The organism is Intestinimonas sp., assembly GCF_026169115.1.
In the GTDB taxonomy this organism is placed as follows: Bacteria; Bacillota; Clostridia; order Oscillospirales; family Oscillospiraceae; genus Intestinimonas.
This window is the reverse complement of record NZ_JAPFEA010000068.1, coordinates 1-24,111: the sequence shown is the minus strand read 5'-3', so window position 1 is coordinate 24,111 and position 24,111 is coordinate 1. Positions and strand designations below refer to the sequence as shown.

Below are 24,111 nucleotides of genomic sequence, written 5' to 3'. Positions count from 1 at the left end.
AGGCCCACTTCCTTTCCTGATTATTCCCCCAGGCCGGTGGCCAGCAGGGGGATGGCGTTGATAACGGGTTCCTCGTAGGGGTGGACCGCCTTGATGGCGGCGATGGTTCGCTCCAGGTCGCGGACCCGGCAGGTGACCTCCACCTTCAGCTCGGGGGCGGTACACAGCTCCCCCGTCCGGCCCAGGTAGGGGGACGCGCCGGGGAGGGGCCGCCAGCAGCTGGTGACCGGGGAGTAGGAGAGACAGCTGTCGTAGCCGCCGATGTGTCCGGCATCTGCCGAGACAAGGGCGGCGCGCAGGGGCTCCAAATGGCTTTCCGGGATGAAAATTTCCAGCTTGCAGCAGTACTCCGGCATGGCGCTCCCTCCTTTATCGCTTGCTGACGGCGAAGGCACGGGCCTCCTCCAGCCAGCCCATCATCTCGCCGTCGATCTCCTCCGGGGCGGTGAGGAGGATGTGGTGGGTCCACCGGCCAGGGTAGGGCTCCACGGCCACCGCCACCCGGGGGGAGTCCAGCCGCCGGTTGAGCCCGACAGTGACCACCAGACAGTGTTCCGGCCAGGTCTTTTTCCGGCGGAGGGGCAGGGAGACGGCGGCAAAGAGGTGGCGCTCATAAAAGCTGATCTGGCTCTTCTGGACCTTGACCACCGCCTGGGGAAAGGCCGCCTCCATCCGGGCGAAGAGGGCCTCATAGAGGCCCAGCTCCAAAGGGTGTCCGTCAAAGAAAAAGAGGACGTCCCCCGCATAGTGCTCGTTTTGTTCCATGATCGGTCTCCTTTCGGCGTTACCGCACCCGCAGCTCCCAGAAGGCCACGGCGCTGGCCGCCGCCACATTGAGGGAGTCCACCTGGTGGGACATGGGGATGCACACGGTGTGGTCGCATCCGGCTACGGTGGCGGGAGACAGGCCGTCTCCCTCGGTGCCCAGCACGATGGCCAGCCGCCCCTCGGCCCGGAGCCGGGGGTCTTCGATGGTGACGGCGGTGGGGCTCAGGGCCATGGCGGCGATGGCAAAGCCCAGGGCGCGGAGCTGTTCCAGACCCGGATGGGGCCAATCCTCGGCCCGGCTGCCAATCACCGTCCAGGGGACTTGGAAAAGGGTGCCCATGCTCACCCGCACTGCCCGGCGGTGGAGGGGGTCGCAGCAGGTGGGGGTGACCAGTACGGCGTCCATATGGAGGGCGGCGGCGGAGCGGAACACGGCCCCCACGTTGGTGGGGTCTGCAAGCCCCTCCAGCACAGCCACACGCCGGGCGCCGGCACAGACCGCCTCCACCGTGGGCAGGGCGGGGCGGCGCATGGCGCACAGGATGCCCCGGCTGAGGCGGTAGCCGGTGAGCTTCTCCAGCAGGGCGGGGGGCCCCACATAGACGGGGACCGCGCCGCACCGGGCGGTCAGGGCCTCGCCCTGGTTTCGGAACTGGCGCTCCTCCATGAGGAAGGAGACGGGGACCAGCCCGGCGTCCAGGGCATGGCCGATGACCTTGGCGCTTTCGGCGATGAAAAGGCCCTCCTCCGGGGCCCGTTTGCTGCGCAGCTGCCGCTCGGTGAGCCCGACGTAGGGGGCCAGCCCGGGGTGGGACAGATCGGTGATGGGGATGAGGTCGGCCATGGCTCCTCCTCTCTGCCCTGAGATACAGGGACAGGTCTTTTCTCTAGTATACGCACAATGCCCGGAACTGTAAAGACGTCTCTTCCTGGATGGGGCCGCCTGTGGTAAAATGGGAAAAAGACCTGGGTCCGGCTGACCGGAGGGGAGAGGAAGAAGATGGGAGCACATCGCTATATCGCCTTTGACGTGGAGACCCCCAACCACGCCAATGACCGCATGAGCGCCATCGGTATCGCGGTGGTGGAGGGGGGCAGGGTGACAGAGACCCACGACTTCCTGGTGGACCCGGAGGTCCCCTTCGAGCCCTTCAATGTGGCCCTCACCGGCATCACCCCCGCGCTGGTGGCGGGGCAGCCCACCTTTCCGGAGCTGTGGAGCGTGCTGCGGCCGGTCTTTGAAAGCGGCCTTCTGGTGGCCCACAACGCCCAGTTTGATATGTCCGTGCTGGGCAAGTGCCTGCGGGACTACGGTATCTTCTGGAAGGAACGAATCTTTTATGCCTGCACCTGCCAGATGAGCCGCCGCCTGCTGCCCCAGCTGCCCAATCACCGGCTGGACACCCTGTGCGCCCATCTGGACATCGGGCTGGACCACCACCGGGCGGGCAGCGACAGCGAAGCCTGCGGGCGGATCCTCCTGCGCCACCTGGAGGCGGGGGCGGAGGTGGGGTCTTACCTGCGTACCTACGACCTGACCCGCCTGCGGACGCTGAAGGGCCGGTAAAGAGCTGAGAGCATATCACGGTAAAAAACGGGACCCGGCGCAGTCTGCGCCGGGTCCCATATGTATTCTTGTGCAGAAAAATTACAGCTTGTAGCAGACCTTGCCGGGGTTGAGGATCAGGTTGGGGTCGAAGACCTTCTTGATCTCCTCCATGAGCTTCATGTTGGTCGCGCCCACGCTGCGGGCCAGATAGTCGATCTTGCCCATGCCGATGCCGTGCTCGCCGGAGACCAGACCGCCCATCTCGGTGGCCTTGTCATAGATGTGGGTCATGAAGTCGTCTACCTGCTTCTTGAACTCGTCCATCTCCATATCGTTGGCGCAGGTGTAGATGTGGAGGTTGCCGTCGCCGGCGTGGCCGAAGCTCTTGACGCTGAAGCCGTAGTTGGGCTCAATGCTCTTGAAGTAGCCCACGAAGTCGGCGATGCGGCTCACGGGGACGACCACGTCGCACTCGTCCAGCAGCTTGGTCTGCTCCTCGATGCCCTCCAGGAAGGAGGAACGGGCCGCCCAGGCGTCCTTCATCTTGGCGGGGGTGTCGGCCACCAGCACGTCCAGAGCGCCGGCCTCCAGGACCAGCTCGGCGGCCTGCTCCACGATGGCGTCGATCTCGTCCTGGGTGTTGCCGTCGAAGGTCACCAGCAGGTAGGCGCCCACGTCGGTGCCGCCCACGTTGCGGGGGAACACGGCCTTGCCCAGATACTCCTCGGAGGAGATGAGGATCTCGCGCTCAAAGAACTCCAGAGCCTGGGGATTCATGTGGTTCTTCTTGAACTTGGGTACGGTGGCGATGGCTTCGTCCAGGTTCTCATAGGGGACGATCAGGCTGACGGTGACCTTGGGGGCGGGGATGAGCTTCAGGGTGAGCTCGGTAATGATGCCCAGGGTGCCCTCGGAGCCGATCATCAGGTTCAGCAGGGAGTAGCCGGAGGAGGTCTTGGACACGTTGGAGCCGAAGTGGACCACCTCGCCGGAGGGGAGGACCACGGTCATAGCGGAGACATAATCGCGGGTGGCGCCGTACTTCACGGCACGCATGCCGCCGGCGTTGGTGGAGACGTTGCCGCCCAGGGTGGCGAACTTCTCACCGGGATCGGGGGGATACAGGAGACCCTGCTTCAAGGCGTCCTCGGCCAGGTCGTTGAGGAGCACGCCGGGCTGCACGCGGACCACGAAGTTGTCGGTATCATAGCTCAGGATCTGCTTCATCTTGGTGGTGCAGATGACCACGCCGCCGGCGATGGGGGTGCAGGCGCCGGCCAGACCGGTGCCGGCGCCGCGGCAGGTGACGGGGATGTGGTTCTCGTTGCAGATCTTCATGATGGCGGACACCTCTTCGGTGCTCATCACATCCACGGCCACCTCGGGCAGACGGGTGCCGTAAATGGGCATCTCGTCCCGGGCGTAGTCGGCGTTGACGTCGGCGCCCACATAGGTGCGCTCAGGGGCCACGGCCTTGATCTGTTCAATGAGTTCGGGAGTGAGGGTATTGTACTCAGCCATGATCGTTTACCTCCTAAAATCGTTCAGGATCTGATTCTATATCGGTGAAGTGACGGGACTTCAGGGCTCCACGATAACAGAGATGCCGTTGGGGATGACGACCAGATGGGCGTCCGGCCCCTTGGCGGCCCGGGCCCGGTCCAGAGCGGTGTCCAGATCGGGGGCGTATTCCAGCTTCATCTCCTCGATGGTCTTCTGCATCGAAGGATCGGAGACGAAGATAATGCGGTGCTTGAGCATCATGCGGCAGAGGATCTGATACTCCCACTGGTCGGGGTCGGTCTTGTCCATGGGGGTGGCCAGGATGCGCTCCATCAGGTGCTCCAGGGTGTCGCAGTCGGCCAGGGCGTGGTAGAAGCTGTCGCCGCCGGTGCCGTCGTTGCAGCGGGTGGAGATGATGAGCACAGCGCCGGGCGCGGCGGCGGCCTCGGCGGCGGAGAGACCCTTCACAGACTGATACATGTTCTGGTCCAGAGGAGCGCCACCGTTGGAGGTGATGACAATGTCGCCCTTGCGCTCGGGCTTGACGTGGCAGTAGCCCTTCAGGAAGGCGCAGCCGGTCTCATGGGCCTGGAAGGGGTCGCCGGCAAAGGCGGCGGCCACATGCTTTTCCTCGTCGATGACCACATTGACGATGTACTGGAGCTTGGCCAGCTTGGCGGCGGCCACCATGTCGTTGTGGAGGGGGTTGCCCTCCAGGATGCCGGTGCGGGCATAGGGGGAGTCGATGAACTTGGAGCAGTGGTTTCCCAGCACGGTGACCTGGTCGCACACGCCGGGGAGCACGCTCTTGCGGCCACCGGAAAAGCCGGCGAAGAAGTGGGGCTCGATGAAGCCTTCGGAGACCAGCAGGTCGGTCTCGGCGGCCACCTTGTCAATAACCAGCCTGGCGCCGGAGGGAAGCACGCCGACTTCCACATTGCGCTCGGGATCCCGGCTGTCGTGACAGACGAACTTTTCCTCGTTGGCGATCTTCTCGCCCACCTTGTTCACCAGCTCCTCATGGGTGGTGGGGCGGTGGAAGCCGGTGGCGATGAGCAGGGTGATGTCGATGTCGGGGTTGCCCTCCCGCAGCTCGGAAAGCATGAAGGGGAGGATGTGCTTGCTGGGCACGGGGCGGGTGTGGTCGCTGACGATGATGGTGGCAGTCTTTTTGCCCTTGGCCAGCTCGGCAAGCCGGACCGAGCCGATGGGATTGGCCATGGCCTGCCTGACGATGTCGTCCTCGCTGCCCTCGGCCTTCAACGTCCCGATGGCGGACTCCAGGACTTCTGCCCCGGCCACATCCCGGCTGAGCTCCAGACCGGTGGTGCCAAAGGGGATTCGCATGTTGATCCCTCCAGTTCAAAATTGTTCAAAATCGGATGCGCGGGTGCATCCCAGTAGGTCATGACCAACTTCTTTAATTGGTCCTACCTATTTCCTGCCTATAAGTTTAGCACAATGGAGGGCAGATGCAAGAGTTTTTGGTGTAATTTCTAACATTTCTACATTCCGCACAATTTGTAGGACCAATATTCAGCAGAATGTAGGAAAATGAGGTTTTTGTGGAATTGGTACTGGACAACATGAACAGAAGGGTCTAAAATAACGGTGAAAATTGGTGGAACCAGTGTGAGGCGCGTACAAATGACCGCCGACAGGGGCCACCACAGCGAAATTGGTAGTACCAATATACTGCCGGAAAGAGGAGTGACTTTTCGTGGGAGAGATCGTATTGAAGGGCCTGTTGTCACTGCTGCCCATCATCTGGCTGATCGTGGCGCTGACCGGGTTGAAGATGGCCGGTCACAAAGCCTGCGTGGGCGCGCTGGTCATCACCGTGGTCGAGGCGCTGTTCCTTTGGAAGATGCCGGCGGTGGACTGCGGCACCTCAGCCCTGGAGGGCTTTGCCTCGGCGCTGTGGCCCATCATCCTGGTCATCATCGCCGCCATCTTTACGTATAATCTGTCCCTGAAGACGGGGGCCATGGACGTCATCAAGCAGATGCTCACCGGCGTCTCCGCCGACAAGCGGGTGCTGGTGCTTCTCATCGGCTGGTGCTTCGGCGGCTTCATGGAGGGCATGGCCGGCTTCGGTACCGCCATTGCCATTCCCGCCAGCATGCTGGCCGGCATGGGCATGAATCCCATCACGGCCTGCCTGGTGTGTATGCTGGCCAACGCCTTCCCCACCGCCTTCGGCTCTGTGGGTATCCCCACGGTCACCCTGGCCAATGTTACCGGCCTGGACCCCCTGCCCTTGGCCTTTACCACTGTGGTGCAGATGCTCCCCTTCATGATCCTGGTGCCCTTCCTCATGGTCATCGTGGGCGGCGGCGGCGTCAAGGCATTGAAGGGCATGGTGGGCATCACCCTGGTCTCCGGCGTCTCCTTTGTGGTGCCCCAGCTCATCGTGGCCAAATTCACCGGTCCTGAGCTGGCTGTCATTGTGGGCTGTGTGGTCAGCCTGGGCTGCACCATCCTCATGGCCCGGGCCCGGAAGGGCAGGGAGGTCCCCGAAGAGTACAACATGAGCGTCAGCGCCGAGCATGCTCAGGCCATTGACGGTCACAAGGCCCTGGTGTCCTGGCTGCCCTTCATCCTGATCTTTGTGCTGCTGCTGGTCACCTCCAAGCTGGTGCCGCCGGTGAACAGCGCCCTGGCCGGCTTCTCCACCTCCGTGAAGATCTCCACCTCGCCCAACGCCGGCAACGCCTCCTTCAGCTGGGTCAACACCCCGGGCATCTGGATCTTTGTGGCTGCCATCATCGGCGGTTTTGTCCAGAAGGCCACCCCCAAAATGATGGCAGATACCCTGGTCGCCACCGTCAAGCAGATGTCCAAGACCATCATCACCATCATGTCCGTGCTGGCCGTGGCCAAGATCATGACCTACTGCGGCATGATAAATGATATGGCTGTCTTCTTCGTGTCCATCACCGGCAGCTTCTATCCCTTTGTGGCCCCCATCATCGCGGCCCTGGGCGCCTTCATCACCGGCAGCGGCACCAGCACCGAGGTGCTGCTGGGCAGCCTCCAGACCGCCGCAGCCGAGCAGATCGGCGCGTCCCAGTTCTGGCTGGCCGCCGCCAACTCCACCGGCGCCGGCATCGGCAAGATCCTCTCCCCCCAGTGCATCGCCACCGCCGCCGCGGCTGTGGGCCTGGTGGGCCAGGACTCCAAGCTGCTGGGCGGCATCATCAAGTGGGCGCTGCTGGAGCTGGTCATCGCCTGCCTGCTGGTGGGGCTGCTCTCCGGCATCGTGCCTCCCCTGCTGGGGGTCTGAACCTCCGCGCGTAGTTGAAAATTCCCCCGCGCCGCCGACGCCAGGCGGCGCGGGGGAATTTTTGTATGCCGCTCCGCCGTTGCCAGAGGGGCGGGCCCATGCTATACTGCTGGGAGGACAGAGCATTTTTAAGCAGTTCTTAAAAATGCTCCCCCCGAGGAATTAAGAAAGCCATGCTATTCTGACTATGCAAGCGAAGGAGTGAGCCCTTTGTATAACATCTTGATCTGTGACGACGACCGGGACATCGTCTCCGCCCTGGACATCTACCTCACCAGCGACGGCTATCAGACCTACCACGCCTACAACGGCCTTGAGGCCCTGAGCGCCGTAAAGGAGCATGAGATCCACCTGATCCTCATGGACATCATGATGCCTGGGATGGACGGCATCCGGACCACCGCCAAGCTGCGGGAGACGGAAAACATCCCTATCATCTTCCTGACGGCCAAGAGCGAGGACGCCGACAAGATCCTGGGCCTGAACATCGGTGCGGACGACTATGTGACCAAGCCCTTCAACCCCATTGAGGTGCTGGCCCGGGTGAAGAGCCAGCTGCGGCGGTACACCACCCTGGGCGGTCAGCACAAGGCGGAGGACGCACCCCAGGTCCTGCGCAGCGGCGGCATCGCCCTGGACGACGGAGCCAAGTCGGTGACGGTGGACGGGGAGGGGGTCAGCCTGACCCCCATCGAGTACAACATCCTCCTTCTGCTCATGCAGCACCCTGGCCGTGTCTTCTCCACCAGCCAGATCTATGAGCGGGTGTGGAACGACCCCTCTCTGGGCTCGGAGAATACGGTGGCCGTCCACATCCGCCACCTGCGGGAAAAGCTGGAGATCGATCCCGCCAACCCGCGGTACATCAAGGTGGTGTGGGGCCTGGGGTATAAAATGGAGAAAATCTGATCCGTAGGAGGGATGCCCCCATGAAATCTCGAAGCGCCGGACGGTTCCGAAGGGGCTGTATGGCGGTCCTGTGCGTGGTATGCGGCGTGCTGGCTTTCTGGTCCAGCGCCATGCTGTGCTCCCACTGGGACGACCTGTGGTCAGCCGGAAATTTTTATCAGAGCGGCAGCCTGTACCAGGCCAAAAATCTCATGGAGTGGAATGTGGACCGGGGGATGGAGCTGCGCCTGCGCCGGAGCTGGGACGGGGAACTGGGCTATCTGGAGCAGCTCCAGCTGGAGCAGCTCGAAAAACAGCTGGCGGCCTCCGCCACCAATTACCGGTTCCGGGTCCGACTGGAGGACGGGACCATCCTCTGGAGCAACCTGGAGGCGGGGGAGAGCATGGACAGTCTGTCCGGCCAGGAGACCGGCTCCTTTCTCGTCAGCGACGGGCAGCAGGACCACCGCCAGGACAACGCCCGCTGGGACGAGACTGACTCCTATATCATCCTCCAGGTGTGGACCGGGAAGGGGTACGAGGAATTTGACCCCACCGTGCTGGAGGACCTGACGGCGGCCCGGCAGTACGGGTATACCTACCACCAGGCGGAGGAGAGCTGGTCCTGGTCCTACGAGGAGGACAGCCGCGTCCACAATGTGACTCTGGTGCTGGAGAGCGCCGTCACCGACCCCCTGACCGTGGAGGACGTCATCTGGAGCGCAAAGGAGGACTATGACGGCATCCAGAGCTGGCTCACGCCGGCGGCGGTCATCTGCCTGCTCTCCCTCTCCCTGACCCTGGCGCTGCTGACCGGCCTGCTCCGGGCGGTGGGCCGCCGCCCGGGAGAGGACGAAGAACTCGTCCTCTCCTGGCAGGATAAGATCCCCTTCGACCTCTATCTGGCGGTTGTCGCCGTCCTGGCCTGTATTCCCATCGCAGCCGGAGACCCCATCGCGGTCAACATCAATCAATATGGCTTTACCGTCCAGTCCGTGGTGGGGCTGGGGGTGCTGAGCGCGGCGGAGGGGGCGCTGGTCCTGGCCGTCCTCATGAGCGCCGCCCGGCGGCTGCGGGCCCACATCTTCCTGCGGGGGACCCTGTGCTGGCGGCTGGGCGCGGCTGCGGTGTCCTTTGTCCGGCAGGCGGCGGCCCACTGGCCCATGACCCGGCGGGTGGTGTGGCTCTTCCTCCTCTATCTGCTGGGGACGGTGCTGACGGGGCTCACCATCTTCCTGATCCCGGTCTACCAGGGCTTTGTGCTCTGGGCGCTGTGCCGCTGGGTGCGGCAGTGGCGGACCATCCGGGAGGCCACCGGGGAGATCGTGGGCGGAAAGCCCGAGACCCACATTGACACCGACGGCATGTACCGGGACCTCTGGGAGCACGCCGGACAGCTCAACGACCTGGGCGCCGCCATCTCCAGCGCCGTGGAGGAGCGGCTGAGGAGCGAGCGGTTCAAGGCGGAGCTTATCACCAATGTTTCCCACGACCTCAAGACCCCCCTCACCTCCATCATCAACTATGTGGACCTGCTGAAAAAGGAGGAGATCCAGGCTCCCAAGGCCCGAGAGTATATCGAGGTGCTGGACCGGAAGAGCCAGCGGCTCAAAAAGCTCACCGAGGACCTGGTGGAGGCGTCCAAAGCCTCCACGGGGAGTCTGGCGGTGGTCCGGGAAAGGCTGGGCTTCACCCAGCTGCTGGACCAGGCCCTGGGGGAGTATCAGGAGAAATTTGAGGCAAGCGGCCTCTCCCCGGTGCTCACCACCCCCGACCACGAGCTCTATGTGGAGGCCGATGGCCGCCACCTGTGGCGAATCATTGACAACCTGCTGGGCAACTGCGTGAAATACGCCATGCCGGGCACCCGGGTCTACCTGGATGTGAAAGCCTGGGACGGAAATGTCTGCCTGTCGGTGAAAAATGTGTCCAAGGACCCGCTGAACGTGCCGGCGGAACAGCTGATGGAGCGTTTCGTCCGGGGGGACGTATCCCGGAGCGCCGAGGGCTCCGGTCTGGGGCTCTCCATCGCCCGGAGCCTCACCGAACTCCAGGGGGGCGTCTTCCGTCTGGACATCGATGGCGACCTCTTCAAGGCGGTGGTCACCTTTCCGGAGTGCCGGGACAGGGAGCCCCAGGCAGAGGGAACCCAGGAGCAAATGCAATAAATCATAAACGGACCTCCCCCTGACCTGTCAGGGGGAGGTCCGTTTTTTCAGCCTAGGCGCGGCGGTAGGTGTCATAGCGGAAGGGGAGACCCTGGTGTTCGTAGGGGCCCTTCTGCTCGGCCAGACGCCAGCCCGGGGCGGCGTCCAGATCGGGGAAGATGGTGTCGGCAGGGAAGGCCCGGCCCAGCCGGGTCACATAGACGGTGTCGCACCAGGGGAGGAGCTGTTCATAGACGGAACCGCCGCCGATGACGAAGGCGTCCTCCGGCGCGGCGGCCCGGAGGGACGCCACGTCCCGGAAGACCTCCGCCCCGACGGGGGAAAAGGAGGGGTCCCGGGAGAGGATCAGGTTCCGACGGCCCGGCAGGGGACGCCCGCCGGGGAAGGTGGCCAGGGTCTTCCGCCCCAGAATGACGGCGTGACCGGTGGTGAGGGCCTTGAAGCGCTTGAGGTCGGCGGGGATGTAGCAGGGCTGCTCCCCGCCCTTTCCGATGCCCCATTGGGCGTCGGCGGCCACGATGGCCTTCCAGTGTCCACCCCGGAGAAAGGCGTCCAGGGCCGGGCCCTCCTCCTCGGTGAAGACAGCCACCCCGGCGGCCTTCAGCGCGGCGGCGGCCGCTCCGTCTCCGGAGGTCAGCGTGCCGGTAAAGGAGCCGTCATAGATAACGCCCTTGCCGCAGGAGGGACTGCGGGCCTTCAGGACGGCGCAGGGGCAGTCCAGCAGCCGGGCCAGGGCCACCGCCGCCTCCGCACCCCGGAAGTAGGGCTCCGTCACATCGGCCCCCTCTCTGGTGCAGATCCGGTCCCCCACCCGCTCAGCGGGGGGGCGGGGCGTGGGAAGGCCCCCCAGCTGCTCGGGGCAGACGGGGACCAGATGGTGGCCGGCGGCGGTGAGGGCGGCGGCGCCCGGCCACAGTTTGCCGCCGCCGTCATACCGGCAGGGGAGGCCCAGCAGACAGGCCGAAATGAGTATGTTCACGGAACTCCTCCTCTCACACCGCCACCGGGATCTTTTCGTCCAGGGGCCAGGCCGCATAGCCCTCCAGACGCAGACTGTCGGTGGTAAAGGCGTAGAAGTCGGTGATGGCGGGATCCATCCACAGCGCCGGGGCGTCGTAGGGCTTCCGGGCGATGAGCTCCTCCACGATGGGCACATGGCGGTCATAGATGTGGGCGTCGGCGATGACGTGGACCAGCTCCCCCGCCTCCAGGTCGGACACCTGGGCCAGCATGTGGACCAGAGCGGCATACTGCATCACGTTCCAGCCGTTGGCGGTGAGCATGTCCTGGCTGCGCTGGTTGAGGATGGCGTTGAGGGTGCGCCCGGTGACGTTGAAGGTCATGGAATAGGCACAGGGGTAGAGGGCCATTTCGTGGAGGTCGTGGTGGTTGTAGAGATTGGTGAGGATGCGCCGGGAGGCCGGGTCGTGCCGGAGGTCGTAGAGCACCCGGTCCACCTGGTCGAACCACCCCTCCTTATACTGGTGCTTCACCCCCAGCTGGTAGCCGTAGGCTTTGCCAATGGAGCCGGTCTCGTCGGCCCAGGCGTCCCAGATGTGGCTTTTGAGGTCATGGACATTGCTGGACTTTTTCTGCCAGATCCAGAGCAGCTCGTCCAGGGCGCTTTTGAAGGCCATCTTTCGGATGGTCTGGACGGGGAACTCGGCCCGCAGGTCGTAGCGGTTGACGATGCTGAACCGCTTGATGGTGTGGGCGGGGGAGCCGTCGTCCCAGCGGGGACGGACCGGCAGGTCGGTGTCCCAGTCGCCGTGGGACAGGATCTCCTTGCAGTTTTCAATAAACAGCTCGTCGGCGTAGCTCACCGGATCTCCTCCTGATCTCCATTCGTTGGTGGACTTTTTCTATTGATATGGTATAATGTCTGCAATAATAGTTTGGGAGGCGAATCATTTTGGACGGGCATCCGCATTTCCCGGGCATTGGGCTTCGGAACCTGAAGTCCGCCTTCTCCGCCGCGCTGTGTGCGGCCATTTACTTTGCCATTGACCGCAATCCCACCTTTGCCTGCATTGGCGCGGTGTACGGCATGGGCAACGACATGGGCCACTCCTGGCAGCAGGGGGGCAACCGAATCATCGGCACCATCATCGGCGGCTTTCTGGGCATGGCCCTCTTCTGGCTCTACCTGTGCATCGACCCGCCGGGGGACCAGAGGGTCCTCCTCATTCCCCTCACCTTTGTGGGGGTGGTGGTCCTCATCTGCCTGGCCCAGATGTTTCACTGGCCCACGGCGGTCCAGCCGGGGAGCGTGGTACTGTGCATCATTCTCTTCAACACCCCGGTGGACACCTATGTGAGCTATGCCATCAACCGCATGGTGGACACCGGCGTGGGGGTGGCGGTCTCCATGGTCATCAACGGCCTGCTCCCCAGGGAGCGGCTGGACCGCTGGAAGGACGCCCTATTGGCCCGGCGGGGCTGAGGGCTCAAACCTCGCCCAGCAGCCGGTTCCCCTCCCGGCGGAGGATACGGACCTCCCGCTCTGCGTTGTGGAGGTCGGTCCCGGTGGCGAGCACTTCCACATAGTTGGGGGCGTGGCCCCGCCAGAGCCCGTCCTTTTCCTCTTCAAAAAGGACGGGCAGGGTCTGGCCCACCCAGCCGTCCAGATAGGCTTCCTCCAGCCGCCGGGCCAGCGCGCCGGCCCGGTGGGCCCGCTCCTCCTTCGCCGCGTTGTGCACCTGGCCGGGCATCCTGGCCGCCGGGGTGCCGGTCCGCCGGGAGTAGGGGAAGATGTGCATGGCGGAGAAGGCGCACTGCTCCACAAAGGCCAGGGTGGACTGGAACTCCTCCTCCGTCTCTCCGGGGAAGCCCACGATGAGATCGGTGGTGATTCCGGGGTGGTCAAAGTATTCTCTTAGTAATCTGACGCTTTCATAATACCGTGCGGTATCATATTTCCGGTTCATCCGCTGCAAAACGCTGTCGCAGCCCGACTGCATGGAGAGGTGGAAGTGGGGGCACAGGTTGGGCAGGGCAGCCGCCCGGCGGCAGAATTCCTCTGTGACGGTCCGGGGCTCCAGGGAGCCCAGCCGCACCCGGACGTCGGCGGGCAGGGCCCGGCAGACCCCTTCGACGAGGTCGATGAGGCTGGAGCCGTCCCGGCGCTCGGCCCCCCAGGAGGAGATCTCGATGCCGGTGAGGACCACCTCCCGGTAGCCCTCCGCCCCCAGCCGGCGGCATTCCTCTTCCGCGGACTGGATGGAGAGGGAGCGGATGGGGCCGCGGGCGTAGGGAATGATGCAGTAGGAGCAGAAGTTGACGCAGCCGTCCTCTACCTTCAGCATGGCCCGGGTGCGGCCCTCCAGGCCGCCGGCGGGCAGCAGCTCGAAGGTCCGGCGGCGCAGGGCGTCGTCCACCGTCACCCGGGGGGCCTCCCCGGAGAGCCGGGCGGCACGGCGGTCCTCCAGAGCGGCCTCCAGGTCGTCCAGAAAAGCCATGCGGCCGGCCGTCCCCGAGACCAGGTCCACCTCCAGGGCCTTCACCGCCTCCGGGGCCGTCTGGGCGTAGCAGCCGCACACCCCGATGACGGCCTCCGGGTTCTCCTGCCTGGCCCGCCGGATGACCTGACGGGATTTTTTGTCGCTGACCGCCGTGACGGTACAGGTGTTGATGATGCAGGCGTCTGCCGCCGCCTCAAAGGGGACCAGCTCATGGCCCCGGGCGAGCAGCTCGGCCTCCATGGCCTGGGTCTCATACTGGTTGACCTTGCAGCCCAGGGTATAAATCGAGATCTTCATCGGTGATACCTCAAACAAAGAGGGGGCTTTCCCCCCGATTTCTGGTCAAATGGACAAATTTCCGGGACGGGCCGGGTTCTTGATTGTTTTTTCGCGGCCACGTCATTATAATGGACCTATCTTCAACTATCATAACATACGCGGGGGGGAAAACTCAATGACTACCTTTCCTGTTCAGCTCACCTCTGTCAGCGACATCAAGGCGTTTGTGGACGCCGCCAGCCGCCTGGACTGCGATGTGGACGTGATGTGCGGACGGTATCTGGTGGATGGGAAATCCATCATGGGACTCTTTTCTATCGATCTCTCCGAGCCCATTCAGGTCCAGATCCAGGGCTCTCAGGCCCAGGCCGACATTTTCAAGGGCGCCATCCAGAAATTCCTGGTCAAGTGAGCATGTCACACAACTTTTTTGCCCTCATCTCCCGGATGCGCTACATTGGCCGGTGGGGCCTGATGCGCAACACCTTCCGGGAGAATGTCCAGGAGCACTCCCACATGGTGGCCGTCCTGGCCCACGCCCTGGCAGTCATCCGACGGGACGTCTATGGCGGGGACCTGGACCCGGAGCACGCCGCCGCCCTGGCCCTCTACCACGACGCCCCGGAGATCCTCACCGGAGACCTGCCCACGCCGGTAAAGTACTATGACCCGGCCATCCGGGCGGCCTACCGGGAGGTGGAGGAGGTGTCGGCCCGGCAGCTCCTCTCCCTGCTGCCGGACGCGCTCCGGCCCGCCTATGAGCCCCTTTTGCTGGAGGACCCCAGCGACCCCTACCACGCCCTGGTCAAGGCCGCCGACAAGCTCTCCGCCTATATCAAGTGCGTGGAGGAGCTCAAGGCGGGCAACACCGAGTTCCGCCAGGCGGCGGAACAGACCCGCCGCGCCCTGGAGGAGGCGGCGCTCCCTGAGCTGGACTACTTCATGGAGCACTTCCTCCCCGGTTTTTCCCTCACCCTGGATGAGCTCCAGGAGGGGGCATCCCTACTTTGAAAGGATCGATCTTCGTATGAAAGCCATCGTCACCGTTCTGGGCAAGGACCAGGTGGGCATCATCGCCGCCGTATGCACCCTGCTGGCCGACAACAACGTCAACGTGCTGGACATCAGTCAGACTATCCTGCGGGAGTTCTTCACCATGACCATGCTGGTGGACGTCTCCGCCTCCAAGCTGCCCTTTACCGTGCTGTGCACCCTGCTGGAGAACGAGGGCTCCAAGCGGGGCCTGGCCATCAAGGTCCAGCGCGAGGATATCTTTGACGCCATGCACAAGATCTGAGGAGGTGTCCCTAGTCATGCTCAACAGCAAAGAGATCCTGGATACCATCAGTATGATCGACCAGCAGCATCTGGACATCCGCACCATCACCATGGGCATCTCCCTGCTGGACTGTGCCGATCCCGACGCCGAGACCGCCTGCCGCAAGATCTATGACAAGATCTGCCGCCGGGCCGAAAAGCTGGTCTTTACCGGCGAGTCCATCGAGCGGGAGTTCGGCATTCCCATCGTCAACAAGCGCATTTCGGTGACCCCCATCGCCCTGGTGGCGGGGGCCTCCGTCACCAACGACTATGTGCCCTTTGCCGCCGCCCTGGACAGGGCGGCCAAGACCACCGGCGTCAACTTCATCGGCGGCTTTTCCGCCCTGGTGCAGAAGGGCCTTACCGCCGGTGACCGGAAGCTCATCGAGGCCATCCCCGAGGCCCTGGCCACCACCGATCTGGTGTGCTCCTCGGTGAATGTGGGCTCCACCAGGGCGGGCATCAATATGGACGCCGTGGCCCTGATGGGCCGCACCATCAAGGCCGCCGCCGAGCGCACCGCCGACCGGGGGGGCTTCGGCTGCGCCAAGCTGGTGGTCTTCTGCAACGCTGTGGAGGACAACCCCTTCATGGCCGGCGCCTTCCACGGCGTGGGAGAGGGCGACTGCGTCATCAATGTGGGCGTCTCCGGCCCCGGCGTGGTCTGCCATGCCCTGGAAAAGGTGAAGGGCCAGCCCTTCGACGTGGTGGCCGAGACCATCAAAAAGACCGCCTTCCGCATCACCCGTATGGGTCAGCTGGTGGCCCAGGAAGCCTCCCGCCGCCTGGATGTGCCCTTCGGCATCGTGGACCTCTCCCTGGCCCCCACCCCCGCCGTCGGCGATTCGGTGGCCCGTATTCTGGAGGAGATGGGCCTGGAGGTCTGCGGCACCCACGGCACCACCGCCGCCCTGGCCCTTCTCAACGACGCCGTCAAGAAGGGCGGCGTCATGGCCTCCTCCCATGTGGGCGGCCTCTCCGGCGCCTTTATCCCCGTCTCTGAGGACGAGGGCATGATCGCCGCCGCCGCCTCGGGCGCCCTCCATCTGGATAAGCTGGAGGCCATGACCTGTGTGTGCTCCGTGGGTCTGGACATGATCGCCGTCCCCGGCGACACCACCGCCGAGACCCTCTCGGCCATCATCGCCGACGAGGCCGCCATCGGCATGGTCAACTCCAAGACCACCGCCGTGCGCATCATCCCCGCCCCCGGCAAGACCGTGGGGGACACGGTGGAGTTTGGCGGTCTGCTGGGCTCCGCCCCCGTCATGCCCGTCCACCCCTTCGGCTCCGCCGCCTTCATCCATCGGGGCGGCCGTATCCCCGCCCCGATGCAGAGCCTGAAGAACTGAGTTCTGAAAACCACGCGGGCGTGCGTCAGAGGAAGGCAGGCCGCCCCGGGGGCCCCATCTGTGATGGGGCGCGCCGCCAGGCGCGTACAAGGTCTTGCAGTGCAAGATCTTGGCGCAGGCGGAATTCAGTTCCGCCGAGCATGTGAAATTGACTTTGGGTGCCCACGGGGCTTAGTCCCGTGGGCGGGCCGTATCCCCGCCCCCATGCAGAGCCTGAAAAACTGAGCATATTTATGATTTAAGGTCCCATCGCTGCTGTGCTGACGGGACCTTGAGGGAGGTATAACATGGACGCCATTTTCGCGCGCCGCAGCATTCGGAAATTCACCGATGAATCCCTTACTGACAGCCAGATCCAGCAGCTGCTCCGGGCCGGTATGGCCGCCGCCTGCGCCAAGAACAGCCAGAACCGTCTCTTTTTCGTCTCTGAGGGCCGGGGCAGCCTGCCCACCCTCATCCAGGTCCACCCCAATGCCTTTGCACTGAAAACCGCCGCCGCCGCCATCACCGTGTGCGCCGACCTGCGGCAGGCAGCCCAGATCGACCCCCTCAACCCCTGGTGGGTCCAGGACTGCGCCGCCGCCATGGAGAACATCCTGGTTGAGGCTGCTGACATGGGCCTGGGCGGGTTGTGGATCGGCGTCCATCCCGACCCCAAGCGGGTCGTGGCTGTTCAGAAAGACCTGGGGGCCCCCGACTTCATCGTCCCCCTGGGCGTGGCCGCTCTGGGACATCCGGATAAGGTCAAGGAGCCCATCGACCGTTTTGAGGGCGATAAGGTGTTTTATGGCGCCTATCACGAGGACAATAATTCCTAATTTTTGTATATTCAGGAATATTTTTCCGCACATTTTCGCGGTCCGACAGAGATTTTTGTCGGACCGCGTTACTTTTTCTTATATTTGGTCGATATAAGATTTGTAGAGATACCATTTGAGTGGGAGGGCATGTCAGTATGAAAAGTATCCAGAAAGAGATCACCTCTAGTTTTCTGGCGCTGGTCCTTGCAGCGTCTCTTTTATGTGGAGGCGTAGGAGTTATCACCAATTTTATCGGTGCGAATCATCTTTTGAAGCAGGAACTCAATGCAACCGCCTCTCTGGCGGCAGACCGTGTAGCCTATGAGCTTACCTCTTACAAAAATGTGGTGGAAGCTCTGGGTATGATGCCCCAACTCAGTGACGCCACTGTGACGAGCGAAGAGAAAAAGGTGCTGGTAAACTCCTGGGTATCCGCCTATGATATGGCCCGCGGCAACCTGCTCACCACCTCCGGCATCAGCCTTTTTGACGGAAAGGATTATTCTGACCGCGAATATTTCCAAAAGGCCGTTCAGGGAAATGCCTGGATCTCTGTTCCCACAATCAGTAAAATCACCGGCGAGCTGTCCATCATCGTGGCCGCGCCGGTCTGGAAGGATGGTATTGCTGACAGCAAGGTCATGGGCGTCGTGTATTTTGTCCCCCATGAGACCTTCCTGAATGATATCATGAACACCATCCACACCAGTGAGAACAGCGGCGCTTATATGATTAGTCAGGATGGCACCACCATTGCAGACACAGAAATCGAAACGGTGGCTGTGCAGAACATTGAAAATGAGGCGCAGACTGACTCCTCGCTCTCGGCACTGGCTGCCATCCATGCCGATATGCGCAGCGGCAACAGCGGCGATGGCCGGTATAAGATCAACGGGATCTCCAAGTGTATTGGTTATGCGCCGGTTCCCGGCACCGATGGGTGGAGCATTGCCGTTACCTCCCATACCAAGGACTTTTTGGGGACCACTTACCTGGGCATTGTTGTGATTCTGGCGCTCCTGGTCCTGGTGGTCGTCGTCTCCTTCCTGCTGGCCGTTCGGATCGCCCGCGGCCTCAGTGAGCCGATCCGCGTCTGTGTCGAGCGGCTGGAGCTCCTCTCTCACGGCGATCTGACCACGCCTGCGCCCGAGTTCAACCGCGAGGATGAGATCGGTACTCTGGCCAACGCGACGGTCCGTATCGTCAATACCCTGACTGAGCTCTTCGGGGATATCGGCTATCTGCTGGGCGAGATGGCCCGGGGGAACTTCAAGGTGACCTCCCGGAACTATGACGTCTATGAGGGCGATGTATCTGTTGTTCTGGAGTCTCTGCGCAACATCAACCGGAGCCTGAGCTCCACCCTGCGCCAGATCGACACTGCCGCGGAGCAGGTTTCCACCGGCGCCGAACAGGTCTCCTCCGGCGCCCAGTCCCTGGCTCAGGGCGCCACCGAACAGGCCAGCGCCATTCAGGAGCTCTCCGCCACCGCTGCCGAGATCAACTCCGGCGCCCAGAGCAATCGGGACATGGCCAAGGCTGCCAGCGACAAGGCCAATGTGGCGGGTACCCAGCTGTCCCTGAGTAATACCAAAATGAAGGAACTTCAGGATGCCATGTCTGCCATTCTCGAAGGACACCAGGAGATCGGTCAGATCATCACCACCATTGAGAATATTGCCTTCCAGACCAATATTCTGGCCCTCAACGCCGCCGTAGAGGCCGCCCGTGCAGGCGCCAGCGGCAAGGGCTTTACTGTGGTGGCCGATGAGGTCCGCAATCTGGCCGCGAGATCCGATCAGGCTGCCAAGCAGACCAAGGAGCTCATTGAACGCTCCGCCACCAATGTAGCCACCGGCAGTCAGCTCAGCCAGGAGGTCAGCACCGCCCTGGATGAAACCGCTACCCTCACGGGTGAGGCAGTAGAGCTTATTGACAATGTGAGAAACAACATTGTTGCTGAAGCTGAGTCCATCGCCCAGATCACCGATGGCATCGAGCAGATCTCCAGTGTGGTCCAGACCAACTCCGCCACCGCTGAGGAGAGCGCCGCCGCCAGTGAAGAGCTCTCCAGTCAGGCCCTGCTGATGAAGAGTCTGGTGGACCGTTTTGTGCTCCGCGACGAGGATTGATCGGTTTTTATCGGGTACGATTTATTTTCCTATTTTTGGTAGAAGCAACGCCGCCGGCCCCTTTCATGTGGGGCCGGCGGCCTTTTTTCTGTGATCCTCTTTTTTTCTGGCATCAACGGCCAGGCTGTGTTATAATGCTGGTAAAGACCACAAATCAAAATCCAGGAGGTTTTCGATATGCTGAAACTTGACCTTTCCAACGCAAGTTCTTTCCTTCCCCAGGACTACCTTTCCAGCCGCATGGAGGCCCTGGAAAAGGCCCGGGTCATGCTGGCCGAGCACAACGGCCCCGGTGGTGAATTCACCGGCTGGGTCCGCCTGCCCGAGGAGTATGACAGGGAGGAGTTCGCCCGCATCCAGGCCGCCGCCAAGAAGATCCGCTCCGACTCCGACGTGCTTGTGGTCATCGGCATCGGTGGGTCCTATCTGGGCGCACGGGCTGTCATGGAGCTGCTGGGCTCCGCCGACCACAAGCTCGCCCCCAACAAGCCGGAGATCTTCTTCGCCGGAAACGGCCTTTCCACCGATGCCATGGGCGACCTCATGGACTATCTGGAGGGCAAGGACTGGTCCATCAACATTATCTCCAAATCGGGCACCACCACCGAGCCCGCCGTGGCCTTCCGGGTCTTCAAGGGTCTGCTGGAGGCCAAGTACGGCAAGGAGGAGGCCCGGAAACGGATTTATGCCACCACCGACGCCAAAAAGGGCGCGCTGAAGGGGCTGGCCGACGCGGAGGGCTATGAGGAGTTCGTGGTGCCCGACGCTGTGGGCGGCCGGTACTCCGTTCTCACCGCCGTGGGCCTGCTGCCCATCGCCGTGGCGGGAGTAGACATTGAGGCCCTGATGGCCGGCGCCGCCGAGGCCATGAATACCCTGGCCCAGCCCGGCACCGACAACGTGGCCTGGCAGTATGCCGCCGCCCGGAACGCCCTCTATGACGCCGGCAAGTCGGTGGAGCTGTTGGTGGGCTACGAGCCCTCCTTCCGCTTCTTCGCCGAGTGGTGGAAGCAGCTCTACGGCGAGAGCGAGGGCAAGGAGGGCAAGGGCCTTCTCCCCGCCAGCGTGGAATTCACCGCCGACCTCCACTCCATGGGCCAGTACATCCAGCAGGGCCAGCGCATCCTGATGGAGACCGTGGTGAAGTTTACGCGGTCCCGCCGCACCATTACCATCCCCAACGACCCCGACAATGTGGACGGGCTCAACTTCCTCAGCGGCAAGCCCCTCCAGTTCGTGGCCGAACAGGCCATGCGGGGCACCCTCCTGGCCCATGTGGACGGCGGTGTGCCCAACCTGGTGTTGGAGGCCGACGCCCGGGATGAGCGGACCGTGGGACAGCTCATCTACTTCTTCGAGTACGCCTGCGGCCTGTCCGGCTACCTGCTGGGGGTGAACCCCTTCGACCAGCCCGGCGTGGAGGCGTACAAGAAGAACATGTTCGCCCTCCTGGGCAAACCGGGTTATGAGGAGCAGAAGGCAGCTCTGGAGGCCAGACTGTAAGCTTGTACGTCTCCACACCAAGTGTTTTGCCGCAGGCAAAACCTTGATGCCGGGCGGATTCACTCTGCCCGAGCAGATGAAATCTCCGGGGTCCCCGCGGGATGGGACATCCCGTGGGGCGCAAACCGGGCTATGAGGAGCAGAAGGCAGCTCTGGAGGCGAGACTGTAAAGAACGGGCTTCTTCCGATGGAAACAGAAAAGCGCCTAAATAGAACGGGCCGCCGCCGTTAATTTTTCGTGAACTTGTGTAAATGAGTTGAAATTTCGGCGGAGAAATGGTAACATAAAAACAGAGGCCGGGGAGAGGCTCCGGCGGACAATGTAAGGAGTGATCGATATGGTTAGAGTGATCATGGGGGTCAAGGGCACCGGCAAGACCAAGCAGATGATCGAACTCATCAATACCGCAGTCCAGAACGAGCACGGCAACGTGGTGTGCATCGAGCGTGGGCCCAAGCTGACCTATGACATCAATTATAAGATCCGTCTGGTGGAAGCCAGCCACTACGATATGAAGGACTACGAGTTCCTGAAGGGCTTTGTCAGCGGCCTGTATGCCGGCAACTACGACATCACCCATGTCTTTATCGACAGCCTCACCAAGATCGTTCCCAGCGAGGCCACTGACCTGGCTGTGGAGGAGTTCCTGGATTGGCTCAACGACTTCGGCGAGGACAACAACATCAAGTTCACCGTCACCATCAGCGCCGATTCCTCCCTGGCCAGCGACGGCGTGAAGAAGTACTTCTGATCCACTCCTTTGGGTGGTCTTGGGAGATCATAAGAGCATAAAAACCGCCCTCTCCGGTATAGCCGGAGAGGGCGGTTTTCTCGCATCAGGGGCTCAGAGCCGCTGCTCCAGCTCGTCCCGGATGGCCTCCAGGAACCGGCGGCTGTTGACCACCACAGCGGGGACCTCGCCCTCCCACAGGCCGGCCAGGTCCTTGGTCATGGTGCCCCCCTCAATGACGGCGAGAGAGGCCGCCTCCAGCTTGTCGGCGAAGGTCATAAGGGCGCTGATGCCGTCCAGCTCGCCCCGCTTGCGCAGGGCCCTGGTCCAGGCAAAGAGGGTGGCGATGGGGTTGGTGGAGGTCTCCTTCCCCTCCAGGTACTGGTAGTAGTGGCGGGTGACGGTGCCGTGGGCGGCCTCGTATTCGTACTTGCCGTCGGGAGAGACCAGCACGGAGGTCATCATGGCCAGGGAGCCGAAGGCGGTGGAGACCATGTCGCTCATGACGTCGCCGTCGTAGTTCTTGCAGGCCCAGATAAAGCCGCCCTCGCTGCGGATGACCCGGGCCACCGCATCGTCGATGAGGGTATAGAAGTACTCGATGCCCGCCTTCTGGAAGGCTTTGGCGTACTCAGCGTCAAAGATTTCCTGGAAAATATCCTTGAAGGTGTGGTCGTACTGCTTGGAGATGGTGTCCTTGGTGGCGAACCACAGGTCCTGCCTGCTGTCCAGGGCGAACTGGAAGCAGGCCCGGGCAAAGGAAGAGATGGAGGACACCGTATTGAACTGGCCCTGGAGAACGCCGGCACCGGTGAAGTCGTACACAGTCTGGCGGACGGGCTCCCCCTCCGCCGGGGTGAAGACCAGCTCGGCCTTTCCGGGGCCGGGGACCTTGTACTCGGTGTTCTTGTAGACGTCGCCGAAGGCGTGGCGGGCGATGGTGATGGGGCGCTTCCAGTTCTTTACCACAGGCGAGATGCCCCTGACCATGATGGGGGAGCGGAAGACGGTGCCGTCCAGAATGGCCCGGATGGTACCGTTGGGGGATTTCCACATCTGTGAGAGCTTGTACTCCTTGACCCGCTGGGCGTTGGGGGTGATGGTGGCGCACTTCACCGCCACGCCGTGCTTCCTGGTGGCCTCGGCGGCCTCCACGGTCACCTGATCCCGGGTCTCCTCCCGGTGGGGGAGCCCAAGGTCGTAATATTCGGTCTTCAGATCGATATAGGGCTCCAGAAGGATCTCCTTGATGTCCTTCCAGAGGATGCGGGTCATTTCGTCCCCGTCCATCTCCACCAGGGGAGTGGTCATCTTGATCTTGTCCATGACAGGGCCTCCTTGCACAAAGATTTATCCCGTCCAGTATATCCTTTTTTTGTGAAAAAGGCAATCTCCAGATGGCGCGGCCAATGTCCCCTTGCATGTCCGGGCGGGCGCATGGTATAATTTCTCCTGCTGAAGAAACGACAAAATGGATGCGGCGGAGCGCCGCCTTCCGGGAGAGAGGAGAACGTGGGTGGAAAACAGGCTGACAGAAGGGGAGCTGCGCCGCCGCAGGCAGGAGCTCCATGTCCTGGCGGGCCATGCGGAGATGGAGCCTGGAGCGGAACTGCTCCTCCGCTATGGACTGGACGGCCCGCAGGGCCGTCAGCTCTATGAGAGCTGCTCCGACCAGGAGCTGCTGGACCTTCTGCGGGAGCGGGCGGAGGAGCTGGGCCGTTCTCCCGCTCAGAATGAGGTCCACTGGACCTGCCGGACCTATCTGCGGGCCCGGTTCAAAAACTGGCCCGGCGCTCTGCGTGCCGCCGGTCTGAGCCGCTCCGCTGGCCGGTGTGGAAAGCGTTTGGAGGAGGTCCGGGCCGAGGAGACTGAGGTCCAGCGGCTGCTGGAGGAGGTCCGCCGCGCCCGGGAGACTTTGGGCCGGATGCCCCACCCATCGGATCTGCCGGAGGCCCTCCGGGGGCTGCGGTGCCATTACAAGACCTGGGGCGAGGTGCTCTCTGCCGCCGGGGTCCTGGATCCTGCGCCCCTCCCGCCCACCGGCCCTCTGGAGGAGACGTACAAGCCGCTGCTGGAGGCCGTCCGCCGCCGGGCGGAGGAGCTCAATCGGGCCCCTCGCCGCCGGGAGATGGACCCTGACGTGGCAGAGCCGCTGGTCCGGCGCTGCGGCTCCTGGCGTCGGGTCCTGGAGCAGCTGGACCTGGAGCCGGTCCGGCACATGACGCCCTTTTCCAACACCCGGCTGGGGGACCGCAGTCACAGGCCCCCCGCCCGGCACCGGGGCGGTCTCCACGACTGCTATTACCGTCTCCTCCGGGTGGACGAGGTCACCGCCCGGGACCTGGAGACCGTGGCTGCCGCCGCCCGGCGG

General features: G+C 63.1%; 23 protein-coding genes. 14 read left to right on the top strand and 9 right to left on the bottom strand.

Going from position 1 to position 24,111, the window contains the following annotated elements:
* Nucleotides 1–20: 20 nt before the first annotated feature.
* Genes Q0Y09_RS06540 through Q0Y09_RS06530 form a run of 3 tightly spaced genes read right to left on the bottom strand, consistent with a single transcriptional unit; the run spans nucleotide 21 to nucleotide 1,612 of the window.
* Nucleotides 21–356, bottom strand: coding sequence for a cytochrome C biogenesis protein (locus tag Q0Y09_RS06540; RefSeq protein WP_297719384.1), 336 nt, complete (start codon nucleotides 354–356; stop codon nucleotides 21–23).
* Nucleotides 357–369: 13 nt separating this feature from the next.
* On the bottom strand, nucleotides 370–765 hold the full coding sequence (locus Q0Y09_RS06535; RefSeq protein WP_297719381.1) for a DUF5655 domain-containing protein: 396 nt from the start codon (nucleotides 763–765) through the stop codon (nucleotides 370–372).
* Between the two features lie 19 nt (nucleotides 766–784).
* Nucleotides 785–1,612, bottom strand: a complete 828-nt coding sequence (locus tag Q0Y09_RS06530; protein ID WP_297719378.1) for an RNA methyltransferase — start codon at nucleotides 1,610–1,612, stop codon at nucleotides 785–787.
* 156 nt (nucleotides 1,613–1,768) lie between these two features.
* Between Q0Y09_RS06530 and Q0Y09_RS06525 the strand changes: the two genes are divergently transcribed.
* A complete protein-coding gene (locus Q0Y09_RS06525) occupies nucleotides 1,769–2,335 on the top strand; it encodes a 3'-5' exonuclease (RefSeq protein WP_297719374.1) in 567 nt (188 codons plus the stop codon).
* Between the two features lie 81 nt (nucleotides 2,336–2,416).
* Here Q0Y09_RS06525 and Q0Y09_RS06520 read toward each other — a convergent pair whose 3' ends face one another.
* Entirely contained in the window at nucleotides 2,417–3,838 is a 1,422-nt protein-coding gene (locus Q0Y09_RS06520; protein WP_297719371.1) for an FAD-binding oxidoreductase, read from the bottom strand.
* A gap of 60 nt (nucleotides 3,839–3,898) precedes the next feature.
* Nucleotides 3,899–5,167, bottom strand: a complete 1,269-nt coding sequence (gene larA, locus Q0Y09_RS06515; protein WP_317380623.1) for a nickel-dependent lactate racemase — start codon at nucleotides 5,165–5,167, stop codon at nucleotides 3,899–3,901.
* A gap of 382 nt (nucleotides 5,168–5,549) precedes the next feature.
* On the opposite strand from larA, the gene Q0Y09_RS06510 reads away from it, so the two are divergent.
* The 3 genes from Q0Y09_RS06510 (at nucleotide 5,550) to Q0Y09_RS06500 (ending at nucleotide 10,162) form a co-directional block, all read left to right on the top strand.
* The gene (locus Q0Y09_RS06510; RefSeq protein WP_297719444.1) at nucleotides 5,550–7,106 is read left to right on the top strand and encodes an L-lactate permease; all 1,557 of its coding nucleotides are present in this window, start codon (nucleotides 5,550–5,552) and stop codon (nucleotides 7,104–7,106) included.
* A 210-nt stretch (nucleotides 7,107–7,316) separates the two neighbouring features.
* The gene (locus Q0Y09_RS06505; RefSeq protein ID WP_297719369.1) at nucleotides 7,317–8,015 is read left to right on the top strand and encodes a response regulator transcription factor; all 699 of its coding nucleotides are present in this window, start codon (nucleotides 7,317–7,319) and stop codon (nucleotides 8,013–8,015) included.
* Between the two features lie 20 nt (nucleotides 8,016–8,035).
* On the top strand, nucleotides 8,036–10,162 hold the full coding sequence (locus Q0Y09_RS06500) for a HAMP domain-containing sensor histidine kinase (protein ID WP_297719367.1): 2,127 nt from the start codon (nucleotides 8,036–8,038) through the stop codon (nucleotides 10,160–10,162).
* A gap of 52 nt (nucleotides 10,163–10,214) precedes the next feature.
* On the opposite strand, the gene Q0Y09_RS13250 is transcribed toward Q0Y09_RS06500, so the two are convergent.
* Nucleotides 10,215–11,141, bottom strand: coding sequence for a dihydrofolate reductase (locus Q0Y09_RS13250; protein ID WP_367184363.1), 927 nt, complete (start codon nucleotides 11,139–11,141; stop codon nucleotides 10,215–10,217).
* Nucleotides 11,142–11,154: 13 nt separating this feature from the next.
* Nucleotides 11,155–11,985, bottom strand: a complete 831-nt coding sequence (gene thyA, locus Q0Y09_RS06485; protein ID WP_297719364.1) for a thymidylate synthase — start codon at nucleotides 11,983–11,985, stop codon at nucleotides 11,155–11,157.
* Between the two features lie 89 nt (nucleotides 11,986–12,074).
* Between thyA and Q0Y09_RS06480 the strand changes: the two genes are divergently transcribed.
* Complete coding sequence (locus Q0Y09_RS06480) at nucleotides 12,075–12,605, top strand: FUSC family protein (protein ID WP_297719363.1); 531 nt, start codon at nucleotides 12,075–12,077, stop codon at nucleotides 12,603–12,605.
* A gap of 4 nt (nucleotides 12,606–12,609) precedes the next feature.
* On the opposite strand, the gene mtaB is transcribed toward Q0Y09_RS06480, so the two are convergent.
* Entirely contained in the window at nucleotides 12,610–13,920 is a 1,311-nt protein-coding gene (mtaB, locus tag Q0Y09_RS06475; protein WP_297719358.1) for a tRNA (N(6)-L-threonylcarbamoyladenosine(37)-C(2))-methylthiotransferase MtaB, read from the bottom strand.
* A gap of 157 nt (nucleotides 13,921–14,077) precedes the next feature.
* Between mtaB and Q0Y09_RS06470 the strand changes: the two genes are divergently transcribed.
* The 8 genes from Q0Y09_RS06470 to Q0Y09_RS06435 all read left to right on the top strand — a co-directional run bounded on the left by Q0Y09_RS06470 (nucleotide 14,078) and on the right by Q0Y09_RS06435 (nucleotide 21,761).
* A complete protein-coding gene (locus tag Q0Y09_RS06470) occupies nucleotides 14,078–14,314 on the top strand; it encodes an HPr family phosphocarrier protein (protein ID WP_297719355.1) in 237 nt (78 codons plus the stop codon).
* Nucleotides 14,315–14,316: 2 nt separating this feature from the next.
* The gene (gene yfbR, locus Q0Y09_RS06465) at nucleotides 14,317–14,913 is read left to right on the top strand and encodes a 5'-deoxynucleotidase (protein WP_297719352.1); all 597 of its coding nucleotides are present in this window, start codon (nucleotides 14,317–14,319) and stop codon (nucleotides 14,911–14,913) included.
* Between the two features lie 16 nt (nucleotides 14,914–14,929).
* Nucleotides 14,930–15,199, top strand: coding sequence for an ACT domain-containing protein (locus Q0Y09_RS06460; RefSeq protein ID WP_297719349.1), 270 nt, complete (start codon nucleotides 14,930–14,932; stop codon nucleotides 15,197–15,199).
* Between the two features lie 16 nt (nucleotides 15,200–15,215).
* Nucleotides 15,216–16,574, top strand: a complete 1,359-nt coding sequence (locus tag Q0Y09_RS06455) for a PFL family protein (protein WP_297719346.1) — start codon at nucleotides 15,216–15,218, stop codon at nucleotides 16,572–16,574.
* A 287-nt stretch (nucleotides 16,575–16,861) separates the two neighbouring features.
* Nucleotides 16,862–17,392 carry a nitroreductase family protein gene (locus tag Q0Y09_RS06450; protein ID WP_297719343.1) on the top strand — a complete coding sequence of 177 codons (531 nt, stop codon included), beginning with the start codon at nucleotides 16,862–16,864 and terminating at the stop codon, nucleotides 17,390–17,392.
* A gap of 137 nt (nucleotides 17,393–17,529) precedes the next feature.
* Nucleotides 17,530–19,506 carry a methyl-accepting chemotaxis protein gene (locus tag Q0Y09_RS06445; protein WP_297719340.1) on the top strand — a complete coding sequence of 659 codons (1,977 nt, stop codon included), beginning with the start codon at nucleotides 17,530–17,532 and terminating at the stop codon, nucleotides 19,504–19,506.
* A gap of 177 nt (nucleotides 19,507–19,683) precedes the next feature.
* Complete coding sequence (locus Q0Y09_RS06440; RefSeq protein WP_297719337.1) at nucleotides 19,684–21,009, top strand: glucose-6-phosphate isomerase; 1,326 nt, start codon at nucleotides 19,684–19,686, stop codon at nucleotides 21,007–21,009.
* Between the two features lie 338 nt (nucleotides 21,010–21,347).
* Nucleotides 21,348–21,761: a hypothetical protein gene (locus tag Q0Y09_RS06435; RefSeq protein WP_297719335.1), complete on the top strand. Its 414-nt coding sequence runs from the start codon at nucleotides 21,348–21,350 to the stop codon at nucleotides 21,759–21,761.
* Nucleotides 21,762–21,854: 93 nt separating this feature from the next.
* Here Q0Y09_RS06435 and Q0Y09_RS06430 read toward each other — a convergent pair whose 3' ends face one another.
* A complete protein-coding gene (locus Q0Y09_RS06430; RefSeq protein ID WP_297719332.1) occupies nucleotides 21,855–23,066 on the bottom strand; it encodes an NADP-dependent isocitrate dehydrogenase in 1,212 nt (403 codons plus the stop codon).
* 190 nt (nucleotides 23,067–23,256) lie between these two features.
* On the opposite strand from Q0Y09_RS06430, the gene Q0Y09_RS06425 reads away from it, so the two are divergent.
* The coding region (locus Q0Y09_RS06425) for a hypothetical protein (RefSeq protein ID WP_297719329.1) at nucleotides 23,257–24,111 on the top strand (855 nt) is incomplete at its 3' end.